This is a genomic window from Sulfurimonas sp. HSL-3221 (assembly GCF_021044585.1).
Lineage (GTDB): Bacteria > Campylobacterota > Campylobacteria > Campylobacterales > Sulfurimonadaceae > Thiomicrolovo > Thiomicrolovo sulfuroxydans.
In genome coordinates, this window is sequence record NZ_CP087998.1 from 480674 (window position 1) to 494938 (window position 14265).

At 55.1% G+C, this 14265-nt stretch carries 14 protein-coding genes and 1 tRNA gene; 7 read left to right on the plus strand and 8 right to left on the minus strand.

From position 1 onward, the window contains the following. Positions 1-316: 316 nt before the first annotated feature. A complete protein-coding gene (locus LOH54_RS02420; RefSeq protein ID WP_231020204.1) occupies positions 317-529 on the minus strand; it encodes a DUF3892 domain-containing protein in 213 nt (70 codons plus the stop codon). A 448-nt stretch (positions 530-977) separates the two neighbouring features. After that, entirely contained in the window at positions 978-3743 is a 2766-nt protein-coding gene (locus LOH54_RS02425) for a MopE-related protein (RefSeq protein WP_231020205.1), read from the minus strand. A 313-nt stretch (positions 3744-4056) separates the two neighbouring features. On the opposite strand from LOH54_RS02425, the gene LOH54_RS02430 reads away from it, so the two are divergent. The 4 genes from LOH54_RS02430 (at position 4057) to LOH54_RS02445 (ending at position 6162) form a co-directional block, all read left to right on the plus strand. Then, the gene (locus tag LOH54_RS02430) at positions 4057-4419 is read left to right on the plus strand and encodes a hypothetical protein (protein WP_231020206.1); all 363 of its coding nucleotides are present in this window, start codon (positions 4057-4059) and stop codon (positions 4417-4419) included. After that, positions 4416-4682 (plus strand): hypothetical protein, encoded by a 267-nt coding sequence (locus LOH54_RS02435; RefSeq protein WP_231020207.1) that lies wholly within the window; start codon positions 4416-4418, stop codon positions 4680-4682. Before LOH54_RS02430 ends, LOH54_RS02435 begins: the two co-directional genes overlap by 4 nt. A gap of 203 nt (positions 4683-4885) precedes the next feature. After that, positions 4886-5110 (plus strand): hypothetical protein, encoded by a 225-nt coding sequence (locus LOH54_RS02440; protein ID WP_231020208.1) that lies wholly within the window; start codon positions 4886-4888, stop codon positions 5108-5110. 2 nt (positions 5111-5112) lie between these two features. Then, entirely contained in the window at positions 5113-6162 is a 1050-nt protein-coding gene (locus LOH54_RS02445; protein ID WP_231020209.1) for a replication endonuclease, read from the plus strand. 89 nt (positions 6163-6251) lie between these two features. Here the strand turns inward: LOH54_RS02445 and LOH54_RS02450 are convergent. From LOH54_RS02450 to LOH54_RS02470, 5 genes are all read right to left on the minus strand, one after another. Then, a tRNA-Leu gene (locus tag LOH54_RS02450) sits at positions 6252-6337 on the minus strand. 119 nt (positions 6338-6456) lie between these two features. Beyond that, on the minus strand, positions 6457-6771 hold the full coding sequence (locus tag LOH54_RS02455) for a F0F1 ATP synthase subunit C (RefSeq protein ID WP_231020210.1): 315 nt from the start codon (positions 6769-6771) through the stop codon (positions 6457-6459). Positions 6772-6882: 111 nt separating this feature from the next. Beyond that, positions 6883-8055, minus strand: coding sequence for a vWA domain-containing protein (locus LOH54_RS02460; protein ID WP_231020211.1), 1173 nt, complete (start codon positions 8053-8055; stop codon positions 6883-6885). 164 nt (positions 8056-8219) lie between these two features. Beyond that, entirely contained in the window at positions 8220-9215 is a 996-nt protein-coding gene (locus LOH54_RS02465) for an AAA family ATPase (RefSeq protein ID WP_231020212.1), read from the minus strand. A gap of 265 nt (positions 9216-9480) precedes the next feature. Beyond that, positions 9481-10818 carry a hypothetical protein gene (locus LOH54_RS02470; RefSeq protein ID WP_231020213.1) on the minus strand — a complete coding sequence of 446 codons (1338 nt, stop codon included), beginning with the start codon at positions 10816-10818 and terminating at the stop codon, positions 9481-9483. 165 nt (positions 10819-10983) lie between these two features. Between LOH54_RS02470 and cysK the strand changes: the two genes are divergently transcribed. The 3 genes from cysK to LOH54_RS02485 are packed head-to-tail and all read left to right on the plus strand — an operon-like array spanning position 10984 to position 12962. Then, on the plus strand, positions 10984-11904 hold the full coding sequence (gene cysK, locus LOH54_RS02475) for a cysteine synthase A (RefSeq protein ID WP_231020214.1): 921 nt from the start codon (positions 10984-10986) through the stop codon (positions 11902-11904). A gap of 2 nt (positions 11905-11906) precedes the next feature. After that, complete coding sequence (locus LOH54_RS02480) at positions 11907-12488, plus strand: aminotransferase class IV (protein ID WP_231020215.1); 582 nt, start codon at positions 11907-11909, stop codon at positions 12486-12488. 12 nt (positions 12489-12500) lie between these two features. Beyond that, entirely contained in the window at positions 12501-12962 is a 462-nt protein-coding gene (locus LOH54_RS02485; RefSeq protein ID WP_231020216.1) for a hypothetical protein, read from the plus strand. Positions 12963-13197: 235 nt separating this feature from the next. On the opposite strand, the gene LOH54_RS02490 is transcribed toward LOH54_RS02485, so the two are convergent. Beyond that, the gene (locus tag LOH54_RS02490; protein WP_231020217.1) at positions 13198-14097 is read right to left on the minus strand and encodes a LysR substrate-binding domain-containing protein; all 900 of its coding nucleotides are present in this window, start codon (positions 14095-14097) and stop codon (positions 13198-13200) included. Positions 14098-14265 lie beyond the last annotated feature (168 nt).

Sequence of the window (14265 nt, forward strand, 5' to 3'; positions counted from 1 at the left end):
GCAGGGGTTTGAAGCAGTTCGCATTATTGAGAAGATCAAAATAATTTGTTGCCTGTATCCTTAACGTTGATGCACTTTCCAGTTGGGAGTAGTTTTGGAAATAAACGATAGTGGTCTGTTTTGCTGAAATTGTAAATTTATTGAAAAATTTCTAGTTTGGAAGTTTTTGTGGGAAGTTTCTGCTTAGTGGTTGCGACCGGTGAGGTTTGAAAAATATATACCGTAGGATTTATATAGTGATCGGTATAAAACTACCATTATTTAGAAAATACATTTTTGAAAACTATAGTGTGAACAGCACGAGTAAAAACTCGTGCTATCCTAAGTTATTTCCCTTTTTCCCATCTGGATTACTCTTGGGAGTCTTTTTCCCATTCATATTTGCCACATGGTATCCGGGATAATTCCCACTCTTAATTTCTCGACAGAATTCATCTCTTGTCATATCTTTGCCATTGTAATTGTCATGAAATGACTCATTACGTCCATTCTTGTCTTCTGAAGTAACAGATACACGTTTGCGTGCCATGTTTGATCCTTTAAATCACCGGCTTACGTGCTAGGATGCTATATCGCATGCTGTCATTCTCTGCTTACATTTACTTTCAGCTTTGATTTAATAAATCAGCATACAATTGTGTTGTAACAGCATTTACTACCACATTTGCTGGTTTGTTTTTTTGAACGGTGTGCTATTACGACTAGCTATCCGTTCATTACAAAATTCTACAGTACATTTTTGAGCTCTCGTGCCGCTCAAAAAAATCATACTACTTTTGAAAATATAGTGCAAACGCCTTTCTGCTCGCCATGCAATTCATCTCATTGATCTAACATTTGGAATGAGCAAATCATTCAGGCCTTTTAGTTGAAAGTATCGATTTATAGAAGAGTTTTGTTTTTGGGAGTGAAGGTGTCTACCCAAGAAGAGGCTTCTTGGGATGCATCGCTTGTTTTTTCTCGATGCAACGGCTCTGTCATATTGGACAGCCGTTGCCCGGGTAGACAAGGGGGTCATTGTCGTCGCAGTCCCCGGTTGGATCGGCCGGGGTTGCTTCGCCGTAGTCGACGCAGTCCAGGTCTGTAGAGAGGACGGTACTTGTACTATCCGGACGGTAGCCGTCGTTGTCGGCATCCTTGTAGCAGAGTTCGCGGCCGTCGCAGTTGCTGTCGATGCCGTCGTCTACCGTTTCCGTCGAACCCGGGTTGATTGATGCCACGGCGTCATTGCAGTCCATGCCGTTGTCCGCATAGCCGTCAACGGCGCTGCTGCCGCAGGCGCCTGGAGTAAGGCTGACACCGCCCGCAGCAGGGTAGGCTTCCTCGGAGGTAAAGGAACCATACGTGTCGTGGTCAGCATCCACGAAACAGACTACGAAGTCGTTGCAGTTCTCATCGAGATCGTTCCCGGCTGTGTCTGTCGCGCCGGGATGGATAGACGCATCGTTGTCATTGCAGTCATCGGTAAAGGGAGCGGAACCGCCGGCGTTGGCGTTATAAGCTGAAGCGACATAAGTGTCGCCGTCCTGGTCGTAATCGTTCATGCTGTCACAGTTCTGATCGATGCCGTCGTACCAGATCTCCGTCGCCCCGGGGTGGACCGCGGCGTTTGCGTCGTCGCAGTCGCTGAGCGATGCACAGTAGCCGTCACTGTCCGTGTCGGTACAGGTCGTCCCAAGGTAGGCGATGCGCAGGGGTGCGTAGGCGCCGTCGCTGGTACCGCCCGCTATTTTCATTGCCGAGGAGCTGTCCTGCGTCAGCGGGTGCGGGTCGCTGCCGTCGGCGAGGGCGTCGTCATCGGTATCGGCATCGGCGGGGTTCGTCTCGGAAGCGCCGACGGCGCCGTTCGTATCGAGATCTTCGCCGCCTGCACAGACCGTCGCAGATCCGTCGCAGAGGCCGTCATTGTCGCTGTCCGGGTCGAGGGGGTCGGTATGTGTCCCGGGGTCGGTATCCGGCTGCCAGAATGCGAGGTCCGTCCCGCTGTAGGAGACGGCTGCCGCACCGTCGCTGGTACCGCCTGCAACGCCCGAAGTCAGGCCGATCTCGAGGCCGTCGTTGAGGCCGTCGTTGTCACTGTCATTGTCCAGCGGGTCGAGTGTGTAGGCGACCTCGTTGCCGTCGGAGATGCCGTCATCATCGGTGTCGGCATCGAGGGCATCGGTATTGGCGGTAAGCTCCTGGCCGTCATTGAGACCGTCATTGTCCGTATCGGGGTCGTTGGGGTCCGTCCCGTTGAGGGCTTCCGCGGCATCCGAGACCCCGTCGCTGTCCGTATCGGGAGAAGGGGTACCGCTGCAGACGCCGGCGCCGTCGCAGACATCGTCCACCGTCAGCGGGTCCTGGTCGTCGCAGGCCGTGCCGGCGACGAGATAGTACATATTGCAGCCGGCGGTATCGCAGAAGCCTGTTGACGGGTCACAGTACGGGGAGGTACACGGGTTGCCGTCGTCGCAGACGGTGTCGTTGGGCGTATTGGCACACGTCCCGGCGGTACAGACATCTGTCGTACAGGCGTAGCCGTCGTCACAGGAGACTGCCCCGTTCTCATCCGTAGCGCCGTCGCAGTCATTGTCAAGACTGTCACATGGGTCCAGGGAGCTGTTATAGTTGGGATCATGCGCAAGGTAAACGGCGTCGTCACAGGGGAGCCAGCCGGAAGCGCCGCCGCAGATTTTCCTTGCACCGCTGCAGACCCCCTCCTGCATCTCACAAAGCGGTGCGATGAGGTCCGGGTCGTCCATGTCGACCAGGTTGTCGCCGTCATTGTCGATACCGTCGCAGATTTCGACTTCATCGATCATGCCGTTGCAGTTGTCGTCGATACCGTTCCCTATGATTTCCGGCGCGCCCGGGTTGACGTTGGGGTTGGTGTCGTTGCAGTCGGTCGTAAAGGGGTAGCCGTCCGCATCGGCATCGGCGGGGGCCATCACGGTGTAGGAGAGCGAGAGCTGACTCAGCGCATTATTGCCGGTGTCGTTCACGTCGATGACGAGGGTCTGGGTGCCTTCCGACCAGAAGGTTTTAGCCGAAAAGGTCAGGCGGTCATTGGCATGAACGTCCGTGCTCCAGGTCCCGCCGTTGCTCTGGGGGCTCATCGTGCCGGTGAGCAGAAGGCTGCCCGTATCCATGCTCCGGGTGAAAACGACGGCGATGGTGTCGTTGACCTCAATGTCCGAACCGCTTTCGGGAACGGCGATCGCCTTGAGCGGGACGGTCATGCCTGCGTCAAGCATCCCTTCGCTCAGCGTGTGCATCGCTTCGACCGCCCCGACCAGCGTTATCCCCAGCGCCGTTTCGACGTCCGCAGCAAAAGTCGGGGAACTGAAATCCGTCCCCGCAGGGAGAGCGGCGATCAAAGTGCTGTTGAGATCGATGAGCCCGTTGTTCGGGTCGCCGTCTCCGTCAAGCGACTGCAGCAGCCGTGCCAGGTTGACGGCGGCAGCGGTGTCTGCAGGGAAGAAGCTGTAGGGAGCGACCGGGCCGCTCTCGGCCGTGACGGTACCGATAGTGACGGCGCCGACGGAGAAGGTGACGGTGTCGCCGTCGGGGCAGGTATATCCGCCGCCGGCATCGGTCGTACCCGCCGTACCGGAAGAACAGGCATAGGAAAGCCCCTGCACGGGGGCGTCAACAAACTGGCCGGAGACCGTCGGGGTACTGCTGCCCCCGCCGCCACCGCCACACGCAGTCAAAAAGATCAACGCCGTAAAGGCGGGTAAGAGCATTCCCATCCGGTTCATCATGCCATCCTTTGTCAGAGCAATAATTTTATTATTAAACTATCCCTCTTAGAAACGTATAAAAATATTGCAGGAAAGAGTGGGAGCAGTAACAAAGACGGCAGCATTGCAATTGGAAGAAATAAGCGATGGGCTTTTGTTTCAGAGTTTGAAGTCAGTTTGGAATGTTTTTGTGAATAAAGTAAGAAGATGGTGCGACCGGCGAGATTTGAAAAATTACACCATGGATATTTATATTAGAGATTAAGATAAAATAGTTGACATAGAGATTGTTTAGTGATATCATTATTCAATCTCATTCAAAGGAGTAACGATGAGAAGAAAAGCCACTCTTATTGCAAGAGGACAAGATGAAGAAAAAGTTGGAATCAGTTTGAAGATTCCTAAAAGTTTGAAAGAGCGTTTGCAGGATTATTCAGAACAACAATCTGTTTCTATGAATGCACTTATTTCGGCATTTATTGAATTGGGGCTTGATGATGATTACGAGCAGCTTTTACAAGGAATTTATGCAGAATTGAAAAGTGAAGCACTTTCACTTGAGCATGATATTTATAGCTGTCAGCATGACTTGTTGCATGATATGGATCCTGATGATGCTAATAGACTTAGGAACATAGAGGATGCTCATTCGAAAGTTTTGAACTTGGCTAATAGCTTGAAGAGGTACATATGAAAGTAATTATTGAAGGCAAAGCACTGACAGTTTACAAAGCCCCGGATTACTACGATAAAGATAGTGGCGAAACCACACCTGGTAAATACAAGTTGCAGTTGCTCGTCGAATCGGAGTTAATGAACGGACAGGTTAAACAGGAAATGAAAGATATCAGCATCCCGGATGATCGTGTCAAAGAGTTTGAAGGGCAGATCGGAAAGCCTGTACAGTTGAAATGTGATTTTGTTTCAAAGACCTCGGTCAATTTCTATGTGAAGTAGAGCCACGTTGCGAAAGTTGCGAAGCAAACGTAACGGGGAAGCAACCGAGTGAAACGAGGGCGGTAGGATGACACTGGAACTGGAACACATGGTATTTTTACTGATTGTGCTTTTGAAGTGTTTAACAGTATGAGCGCATAGAGAGCCGTCCGGCAAGACAAGAGCTCCCTACGGCGTTCCTCAACCAGTTAAGGAAAGAAACAATGAATGATACAGTAGTAGTTCAAAAGAGCTTATTAGAAGAGCTTGTCGATGTTTTGCATGAAGCAAAGGCTAAACTTTCTTTGGTATCTAGCATCAGTATGGATGATGTGTCAAATGATGCATCATTCGGGCTTTACTTGTTCGCTTCGAACATTAAAGATGATCTGAACCGTGTTGAGGCAACACTCGAAGCTGTCTGCAGTGATGAGCATAACAAGGATTGACTATGCTCCAGGTATCGCAAGACACGAATGAAGGCTTGGCCCGCAATAGTAAGCCGCGGCATTACGCGGCGTCGCAAAGCGGGCATGAGCCGAGCGTTCGGCAGCTGTGCTGCGGGGCGCCCTTGACTAGTTATAAAAAAGTTGTGGACATTGTCCGAATGTACGGATTGAGCGAAGGGGATCTGCACGACGTGCGACAGAAGATTCGGAAGCAAGACAACTTTTTAAACTACAGCTACGTTACCGACAATCACAGCGGTCAGACGTTCAGTCTGAAAGAGTGCATTGTCTCTTCGAATCACAACCCTAAACGCTATCATGGCGAGATTCAGAACCGTATCAACACTCTGGAGAAAGAGGCCACTGAATCGGGCTTAACCCCGGTCTTTCTGACGATCACGCTTCCTTCGGAGTTCCATGCTATGAAGCAGGGTAAATCTGGGGATTTGGTACCGAATCCCAAGCACAACGGTATCACGCCCAAAGAGGCGGTAAAGGTGCTTACAAAGATGTTTGCCAAGCTCCGGCACGACCGCTCCCTCAAGGAGCTGACCAAGTCGCAGCGCATGTACTATCGCGTCAACGAACCGCACAAGGACGGTACACCCCACACACACATTCTGCTTTTCATTCCTGCCGACGGGATCGCACGCGTCGAAAAAGCTTTTTATCGTCTCTTTAACCCCAAGGGAAACAGGTTCGTGAAGGACATTCGAAATGCTGCCAGCTACATAATGAAGTATATAAACAAGACCCTTCCAATGTCGAAAGAGCAGCGCACGAAAGAGGACGAATACCTCAATGCATGGTATATCAAGAACCGTATTAACCGCTTCTGCTCCAGCCGATCCACCGCCCCGATGTACCTTTACAGGATGCTGCACAATCACTATAGCCTCTATGCTCTTACACAGGTACGGAAACGTAAAGAGTTGAAAGTCCTTTGTTATGTCGGCGACGACAAGATACAGGAAATCTGGCACGGCGAAGAGCTGCTCTTTATGCGTGACGAAAATTTCACGCTGCACACCATCAATGGATTAGCTGCATGAATATGATTGAGTGAAGGTGTAAAGAGATTTTCAAGGGTTGTCGATAAATCTTCTGGAGGTTCGTATTTTAGGGAGTTTAAGAGTTTAGATGGTGCGACCGGCGAGATTTGAACTCGCACACCAAGTTGGCACTACCCCCTCAAGATAGCGTGTCTACCAATTCCACCACGGTCGCGTTTAACAGTAAGTTTTAAAAGACCAGAATTATACTGGCGAAAATGTTATAAACAGCTTAAAATTTATCAAGCTGTCAAAAAAAACGAAGGCCGAAGCCTTCGCGGGTTTTTCGGCTGATTAGCCGAGGTACGGGTTAGCGTACAGAGCGATCAGGGCAATAACGAGTGTATAGATGACCTGAGCTTCGATCATCGCGAGGGCGATGAACATTGTTGTCATGAGCTTACCACCCAGACCCGGGTTGCGAGCAGTACCTGCGATAGTCGCAGCAGCAGTGTGACCCATACCGATAGCGCCACCAAGAGCAGCGAGACCGAGGCCAACGCCTGCAGCGATCATAGAGTAAGCTTTGAGTGTCTGGTTTGCAACGTCAGCGTCAGCTGCGAAAGCAGCGCCAGCGAAAGCAACCATCAGAAAAAGAATCTTTTTCATGGAGTTCTCCAATAAATTTTTTTGTGTCAAAGTCCGTTCGGCTTGCGTATCCCTACTTGTTACTTTGCGGGCGAATTATAGATATTGCACGCTTAAGAGGCGCTTTGTTGCCTATATATTGAGAACGATGGTTTTGCCGAAGGGGACTTCGCTCTGCGTCTCGGGGGTGATCCAGACGGTGTCGATGAGGGGTTCTTTGTCCGGGAAACGGCCGTCGCAGTCGGTGAAGTAGAGCAGCAGCGGGGCCATCGGGGCGTAGCGCTCCGTCCATTCGAAAACGGGGCGGAAGTCCGTGCCGCCCCCACCTTTGAGCTCGAAGCGCAGCGGCTCGCCGGGGTAGAACTGGCGGTGCGACTGCACCTTGGCGTCGCATACGAGCAGTTCGATGCGGTAGTCGGCGAAGGTCTCCAGGAGCGACTCGACCTCGGCGATGAAGCGCCCCAGCAGCTCCTCGTCGACGGACCCGGAGCTGTCGATGGCAATAACGATGTCGAGGGTCTCCGAGGTGGACGAGGGGAGGTAGATGTGGTTGTAGAGCAGCTTCTTGGAGGGCGGGAGCATGCGGTAGTCGCTTTTGAGGTGGCGGGAGAGGGCGTGAAAAAGCTCGCTGCGCCAGTCCACGACGCTCTGCTTCGCGGGGACGAAAAAGCGCTCCAGCCCCAGCGGGGTGTCGCCCTGCTGCTCCAGCATCTCGCGGACGGCCTTTTCAAAATGCTCGAACAACGACTCGTCCACGCTGTTCTCCACCTCCATCTGCGGCCGCAGTTTGTCCGGGTCGTGGTCGCCTTCGGCGTTTTTCAGCTCGTCGCGCTTGCGCTGGTTGTTCTCGTTGAAGCCGGTATCGTTGCTCTCGTCGTCGCTGTACTCCTCGTTCTTGATCTCGTCTTTGAGCTGGGCATAAATAGCCTCGGCGTACATCCCCTCGAAACGGGGGTCGTAGTTGACCTGCGGGGGCAGGGCGAAGTTGTTCTGTACGAGCATGGTGTTGATGGCGTGGTCGGTGGCCAGCTGCCACAGCCAGCTCATCCGCCCGTTCTGGCGCCGTTCGTGTACGAGCGCCGCGTGCATCGCCCCGTTGGCGAGCATGAATTCGCACTCCCGGTCGTCGAGCCCCTCGACGTATTCGGGGTTGTACTCCAGGCGGAGGCCGTTGCTGAGAAAGCCCGGGATGTCGTCGCTGGTGTCCAGCTCCAGGCGGCTGGCTAAGGTGCCGAAGTAGGGGGAGTTCAGCAGGAGACGGGCTTTGGCTTTGCCCAGTTTGTCCAGGGCTGTTTTTTCAGACATGTGTGTAGCCTGGAGAGTTTGTTCCCCTTCTTTTTTGCTTATCCAAAAAAGAAGCCGAACCGGGAAGAAAAAAGGATAATTCGGCTGCCGCGCATGAAAAGTGTTGCTCGAATGTTCGGCTTTTTTTATTACGTGCGCGTTCCATGCTGTTCCCTTTTTCTTGTTTACTCTAGAAGGAAGGCGAACTTGCCGACCCAGTTGCCGTAGGCGTCGAGGTGGTCCATCATGACGCCGTTTTTCTGGAGGTCCTGGACGATGAGGACGGCGAACTCCGGGGGGAGCAGGTGGGTATAGTCGAGCAGACGGGTCAGTACGCTGTCGTCGGAGGCTTTGAGCACCTTGGAGACGAGGGCGGAGGCGAGGGCGTAAAGGGCGCTGAGATCCTCGGGGACCTCGCGCGACTCCCCGCGCAAGACGGCGTCGGTGTCGGGCAGGAGGTGCATCACCTTGGCAAAGGCCGTGAAGGCGACGGCGCGCTCCTCGCCGACGGCCCCGGCGATGGCGCTCAGGGCGAGCTGGTCGCGCATGCCCGACGCGAGGACCCCGTGGACGAACTCCCAGCTGCGCGGGGTGGGGAAGCTCTTGGTGTCGCTCGTGGGGTCAAAACCGAAGAGGGCGTCGTTGTTGGCGGTGATGTAGCCGATGATGCGTTCGTCGATGCCGTGCCCGTAGGCCCAGCGTCGCCAGTCGTCGACGTTGACGTCCATCTCCAGGTGGATAAAGCGGTTGGCCAGGGGCAGCGGCATGCGGTAGACGACACCCCGGTCGTTCTCGCGGTTGCCCGCCGCGACGATGGCCCACCCCTCGGGCAGTTCGTACTCGCCGACCTTGCGGTCGAGGATGAGCTGGTAGGCCGAGGCCTGCACGGAGGGCGCGGCGGTGTTGAGCTCGTCGAGGAAGAGGATGCCGCTCCCCTCCCGGGGCAGAAAAGAGGGCGGCGCCCAGACGGCCTGGTGCGCCTGGTTCTCGTAGAAGGGGATCCCCTTGAGGTCGGTCGGGTCCATCAGGGAGAGGCGCAGGTCGATAAAGCCGATGCCCTTGGCGTCAGCGATCTGTTTGACGACGGAGGATTTGCCGATTCCCGGCGCCCCCCACAAAAAGGTCGGCAGCTTCTGATCAATCAGCGCTCCGAGGGTTTCCGTAATCTCTTGGCTTCTCAAGGGCACCTCCAATTCCCCTGCGTGAATTTCAGAAGGGATTTGAGGTATGAGATTTTTTTGGTGCGCTTTGCAGGCATAGCGGAAGCTACGTCAAAAAGTGTACCAAGGAAAGATCGTGCCTCAAATGCTTTCCCGCAGGGCGTTGCAGAGAAAACTCTCTTCAGGATTGTACTATGCTTCAGGCACTTAACAAGCCCCGGAGCGTGGACTCCGATGAGAACTTTCTCTGTAACGCTGAAAACGCGATGGGGAGTTGGATGTGCCCTCATAACCATCCTATGTTTTCGCGTTGAATGAACTGCCCGAAGGCGTCGTTGGTCCGGACGGCCCGCTCGAAACGGGCGTCGAGCTGCAGCTGCTGCAGGATGTCAATGGGGGTGGCGGGGTTGGCCGCGAGGGCACCCAAAACGTCCGCATTCCCCCGAGTGTAAAGCTGTTCGAGCAGGGCGGCGGGGGAAGCGGGGTTACCCGCGAGGGCCGCGTCGCAGCCCGAACCGGCCAGCGCCGTCAGGGCTTCGCTTGTCATGGCGGGGTTGGCTGCCAGCGCGGCGCGCACGGCGGGGATCTTTGTTTGCATGAGCGCCCCGGCGATCTGCAGTGAAGGGTTGGCGGCCAGTGCCGTCATGACCGCCTCGTCGCCCGTCTCGAAGAGGCGCTGCTGCATTGCTTCTGTCAATGCGTGGTTCGCGGCCAGTGCTTTGGCATGGTGCGCGAGCCCCTTTTCAAAACGCGCTTCGTCCAGCGCGATGTTGGCGTACCCTGTTGCGGCCAGAGCGTCGTCGGCAAAGAGACGCTCCGCCAGCGCGGCATCGAGCGCCGGGTTCGAGACGAGGGCCGTGGTGACGGCGGGTACGTCGAGGGCGGCCAGCTCCTGCTGCAGCGCCGGGCTGAGGGCAGGGTGTGTCGCCACAAGTGCGCGCAGGGCGTCGTCGCCCTGGCGGATGAAGTGCTTCAAGGTCGGCTCGTCGCTGTCGGGGTGCAGGGCCAGAGCTTCGAGGATCGCGCGCATCTGGCGCTCGTTGCCGCCTACGGCCTGGCGCAACGGCGCGAGGCTGCCGATGACGCGGATGAGCCGGGGGCGGCGGGTCTGCCGGAGCAGGTGCATGAGACCGAGGGTGGAGTACTGGACGTTGTGGTTGCGCTCGATATGCTCGTAGTAGCGCCCGATCAGCGCCGCCGTGACGTCGCGGTTCTCGTCCGTGTCGAAGAACCCCTCCCCCTTCCAGTCGTAGAGCTGCAGCAGTTTCAGGAAGAAATCGTTCGAGATGTAGGGGTTTTGCAAAAAGGCGTGGAGCCGTTCGTTGTCGCGGGTGAGCTTGAGGCTCATCATGATCCGCTCGGGCTCGATCTGGGTACAGAGCGTTTTTTCAAAGGCATCGATGGCGAGGGGCACGACCTTGTCGCTGTCGTAGAGGCGGTCAAGCTCCTCCTGCTCGAGGGGATTGATCAGCCGCCCCTCGACCACGGCGTCGACGTCGGCGTCGTAGCGGTCGGCCAGGGTGATGTCCGCGGCGCGCAGGAGGCGGTCGAACTCCTCGCGGTTCAGCGCGCGCGGGGCGCCGAAAAGCAGGATGCGTTTATGGGTGAATGTTCGCGGTTGCATGGACGTATTATAACGCTTCGCCCTTGACGCATTTGGAATAGTATCTGCAATTAAGCTTCGCATCTGCCAAAATACACATAATAACATAGTTGAATACTATGGATTGCAGACAAATTCGCTTTGCTTCGTCTATAATAGCAGCGAAGCAACATTAAAGGATAAGGAATGATAGCGTCTAACATCACCGAACTGATCGGCAACACACCGCTGATTCGTCTCAATGCCCCCTCCGAGCAGACCGGAGCGACGATTCTCGGCAAGTGCGAGTTTATGAACCCGACGAGCTCCGTCAAGGACCGGATCGGTTATAACATGATCAAGACGGCGATGGACGACGGTATCATCAATGCCCAGACGACGATCATCGAGCCGACCAGCGGCAACACGGGGATCGCCCTTGCCTCCATCTGCGCGGCGCTGGGGCTGAAACTGACCCTTACGATGCCCGAGTCGATGAGTATTGAACGCCGCAACATCCTTAAAGCCCTCGGCGCGGAGCTCGTCCTGACGCCGGCGATGGCCGGTATGAAAGGCGCCATCGAGAAGGCGGAAGAGCTCAAAGAGAGCCTGGGCAACGCCGTCATCCTGCAGCAGTTCCAGAACCCGGCCAACCCGGCGGTCCACATCAAAACGACGGCCGAAGAGATCCTGCGCGACACGGACGGCAACCTCGATATCTTCGTGGCCGCCGTCGGGACGGGGGGCACACTGACGGGAACGGGCACGCGCCTCAAAGAGGTGATCCCCGCCATCGAGATCATCGCCGTCGAACCGACGGACTCGGCGGTCCTCTCCGGCGGCAAACCGGGCCCGCACAAGATCCAGGGGATCGGCGCGGGCTTCGTGCCGGACGTTCTCAACACGCAGATCTACGGCGAGGTTATCACCGTCAGCAATGACGACGCGATGGCGACGTCGCGGATGCTGGCCAAAGAGGAGGGGCTGCTCGTGGGCATCTCCGCCGGGGCCAACGTCTACGCCGCGATGCAGGTCGCCGCGCGTCCGGAGAACAAGGGCAAGACCATCGTCACCATCCTCTGCGATACGGCCGAACGCTACCTCTCGACGGCACTGTTCAGCGAATAGGCATGCCGTTTCTGGAGACGATCCTGGCCGAAGAGGGACGTTTCCCCTACCTGAGCTGGCATCAGCAGCGTCTGGAACGCACGCTGAAACGCCACGATATCCCGAAAATTTACGACCTTGAAAGCCGCCTCGAAGCCCCTGAAACAGGGCGATGGCGCTGCCGTGTCCAGTATGATGAACAAATGTTCACATACGAACTTCTCCCCTATACTCCCCGCATCATCACCTCGTTGCAGCCGGTGACGGACGAGACGATCACCTACCGCGACAAAATAACCGAAAGGGAACGGCTCGACCGGCTCTTTGCCCAGCGGGGCAGTGCGGACGACGTTCTGATTGTGCAGGCGGGGCTCATCACCGATACGACCATCGCCAATGTCGCCTGTTTTATCGGGGGACGGTGGCTGACCCCGAAACGGCCGCTGCTCGAAGGCACGGCGCGGGCCCGGCTGATCGAAGCGGGGAAGCTGACCTGTGCCGACATCACCCTTGACGCGGCACGGGGCGCCGAGCGGGTGGCCGTGATGAATGCCCTGTCAGGCTTTGTCGAGGTGAGCGGTGGTATACTTCCCCCGATTAATTAACTTGGAGAGATGATGCTCATCAATATTCTGAATGATGAAAAATTTGTCGATTTAATGCAGCGGCATGTCGAGGAGCTGATGCTCTACCTCTTCGAACACGACCAGTCTTTCGGCATTCTCTGCAAAATCGAGCATCTGAGCTTCGAACCGGAGCTGCCCGAACACATCACCGAGTCGTTCCGCCCGATGACCCTCTTTTACCTGGCGGGCTACACCTTCGACAGCGCGCGCATCGACGGCAACCGGCTTATCTTCGAGGCGGGCTTTGGCCCGGAGAACATCGGCAGCTTCGTCACGGTGCCGCTGCCGAGCATTATGCAGATTATCATCGACGAAACCCCCATCTTTATCAACCACGCCGTCTATAAAGAGGGTGAGGAAGAGATGGAAGCGGTCGATGACGGCGGGATCGAAAATTCAATGGCGGCGTTTTTGTCAAATCCGGAAAACGAGAAGTTTCTGAAGAAGAAGTGAGCGGTTTTGTTCCCTTTCTTCTTTGCTCGCACAAAGAAGAAACCGAACCCGAAAGAAGAAAGTGCGAAAGGCTGTCGCATTCGGGGCACTCCATTCCCCGATGATGCGACTGACACGCTAAATATCATTTCTGAGTCGAATAAGAAGGCGGAGTGTCACAGGCCACTTTGACACTAAGTACCTAGTGCCTGCCCCGAGGGAAGTCTCCTGGGGGATAGAAGAGTATGAAACGTACTTACATCCGCATGGTGAGCAGGAAGTCGACGACGTTGTTGACGAAGGCGTCGTGCTTGCGGTCTTTGGAGTAGGCGATGTAGAACTTGCGGTGGACGCGGAAGTTGCGCATGCGTGATTCGTACAGTTTGCCCTCGGCAATCTCGTCCTCGATAACGTGGCGGGAGATGACCGATACGATCGGGCGCTCGGCGTCTTTCGGAGAGCGCATGATCGTCTCTTTGACCGCCGTCGGCGACTGCACGACCCCGATGACGTTGAACGTCGAACAGTCGATCTCAAGCTCTTCGAAGGCTTCGGAGACGAGCTTGCGGGTGTGGGAGTTCTCGTCGCGGCAGACCCAGTCGAAGGTGAAGAAGTCCTCTTTCTTCAGGTACTTGGGCAGCGGCTGGTTGGAGAAGAGCACCAGTTCGTCCTCCATCCATTCGCGGTAGATGATCCCGTCGCGGAAGACCGGTGACTCGATCAGCGCGACATCGATCTTCTTGTCTTCGAGCTCGTCGATGATCTCGTTGGAGAGGCCGACATGCATATAGACCTCGTTGTTGATCTTCTCTTTGATGGCGCCCAGGTAGGTCGGGATGACATAGTTCCCGATCGCGTAGGAAGCGCCGAGGATGAAAGTGAAGTCTTTATTGATGATCTTGAGCAGCTCTTTTTGGCTTGTGTTGATCGCTTTTTCGAGTTTGACGGCGATACGGTAAAGGTCCTCGCCCTCTTTGGTCAGCTTGATGCCGTTCTTCTTACGCTCGACGATGCGCGTATCGAGGTACTCTTCGATAAATTTGATCTGTTGGGTGACGGCGGGTTGGGAAATGCCCAGTTTCGCGGAAGCCTTGGAAAAGCTCTTCTCTTTGACGACAGTCAAAAAAGTTTGGAGTTTGGCGAAGTCTTTCAGCATTCAGATATCCTTGGCAAATGGGCCATATTTGTCTTTGTTATAAAGCATCCGCTTTTTGATAACAAGGCTCCATAAAAATAAAACATCAGAATTATAACGTACAATGATAGTCATTTCAATAAGACGGATTAGTTCTGATTACTTTTTTTATAATTTCCCGATAAAGCA

Coding starts and splice junctions, on each gene's coding strand:
- LOH54_RS02485 (WP_231020216.1), top strand. CDS start 12,501: ATGCTCATCAATATTCTGAATGATGAAAAATTTGTCGATTTAATGCAG.
- LOH54_RS02445 (WP_231020209.1), top strand. CDS start 5,113: ATGCTCCAGGTATCGCAAGACACGAATGAAGGCTTGGCCCGCAATAGT.
- LOH54_RS02470 (WP_231020213.1), bottom strand. CDS start 10,818: ATGCAACCGCGAACATTCACCCATAAACGCATCCTGCTTTTCGGCGCC.
- LOH54_RS02460 (WP_231020211.1), bottom strand. CDS start 8,055: ATGTCTGAAAAAACAGCCCTGGACAAACTGGGCAAAGCCAAAGCCCGT.
- LOH54_RS02435 (WP_231020207.1), top strand. CDS start 4,416: ATGAAAGTAATTATTGAAGGCAAAGCACTGACAGTTTACAAAGCCCCG.
- LOH54_RS02440 (WP_231020208.1), top strand. CDS start 4,886: ATGAATGATACAGTAGTAGTTCAAAAGAGCTTATTAGAAGAGCTTGTC.
- LOH54_RS02420 (WP_231020204.1), bottom strand. CDS start 529: ATGGCACGCAAACGTGTATCTGTTACTTCAGAAGACAAGAATGGACGT.
- LOH54_RS02425 (WP_231020205.1), bottom strand. CDS start 3,743: ATGAACCGGATGGGAATGCTCTTACCCGCCTTTACGGCGTTGATCTTT.
- LOH54_RS02480 (WP_231020215.1), top strand. CDS start 11,907: ATGCCGTTTCTGGAGACGATCCTGGCCGAAGAGGGACGTTTCCCCTAC.
- cysK (WP_231020214.1), top strand. CDS start 10,984: ATGATAGCGTCTAACATCACCGAACTGATCGGCAACACACCGCTGATT.
- LOH54_RS02455 (WP_231020210.1), bottom strand. CDS start 6,771: ATGAAAAAGATTCTTTTTCTGATGGTTGCTTTCGCTGGCGCTGCTTTC.
- LOH54_RS02430 (WP_231020206.1), top strand. CDS start 4,057: ATGAGAAGAAAAGCCACTCTTATTGCAAGAGGACAAGATGAAGAAAAA.
- LOH54_RS02490 (WP_231020217.1), bottom strand. CDS start 14,097: ATGCTGAAAGACTTCGCCAAACTCCAAACTTTTTTGACTGTCGTCAAA.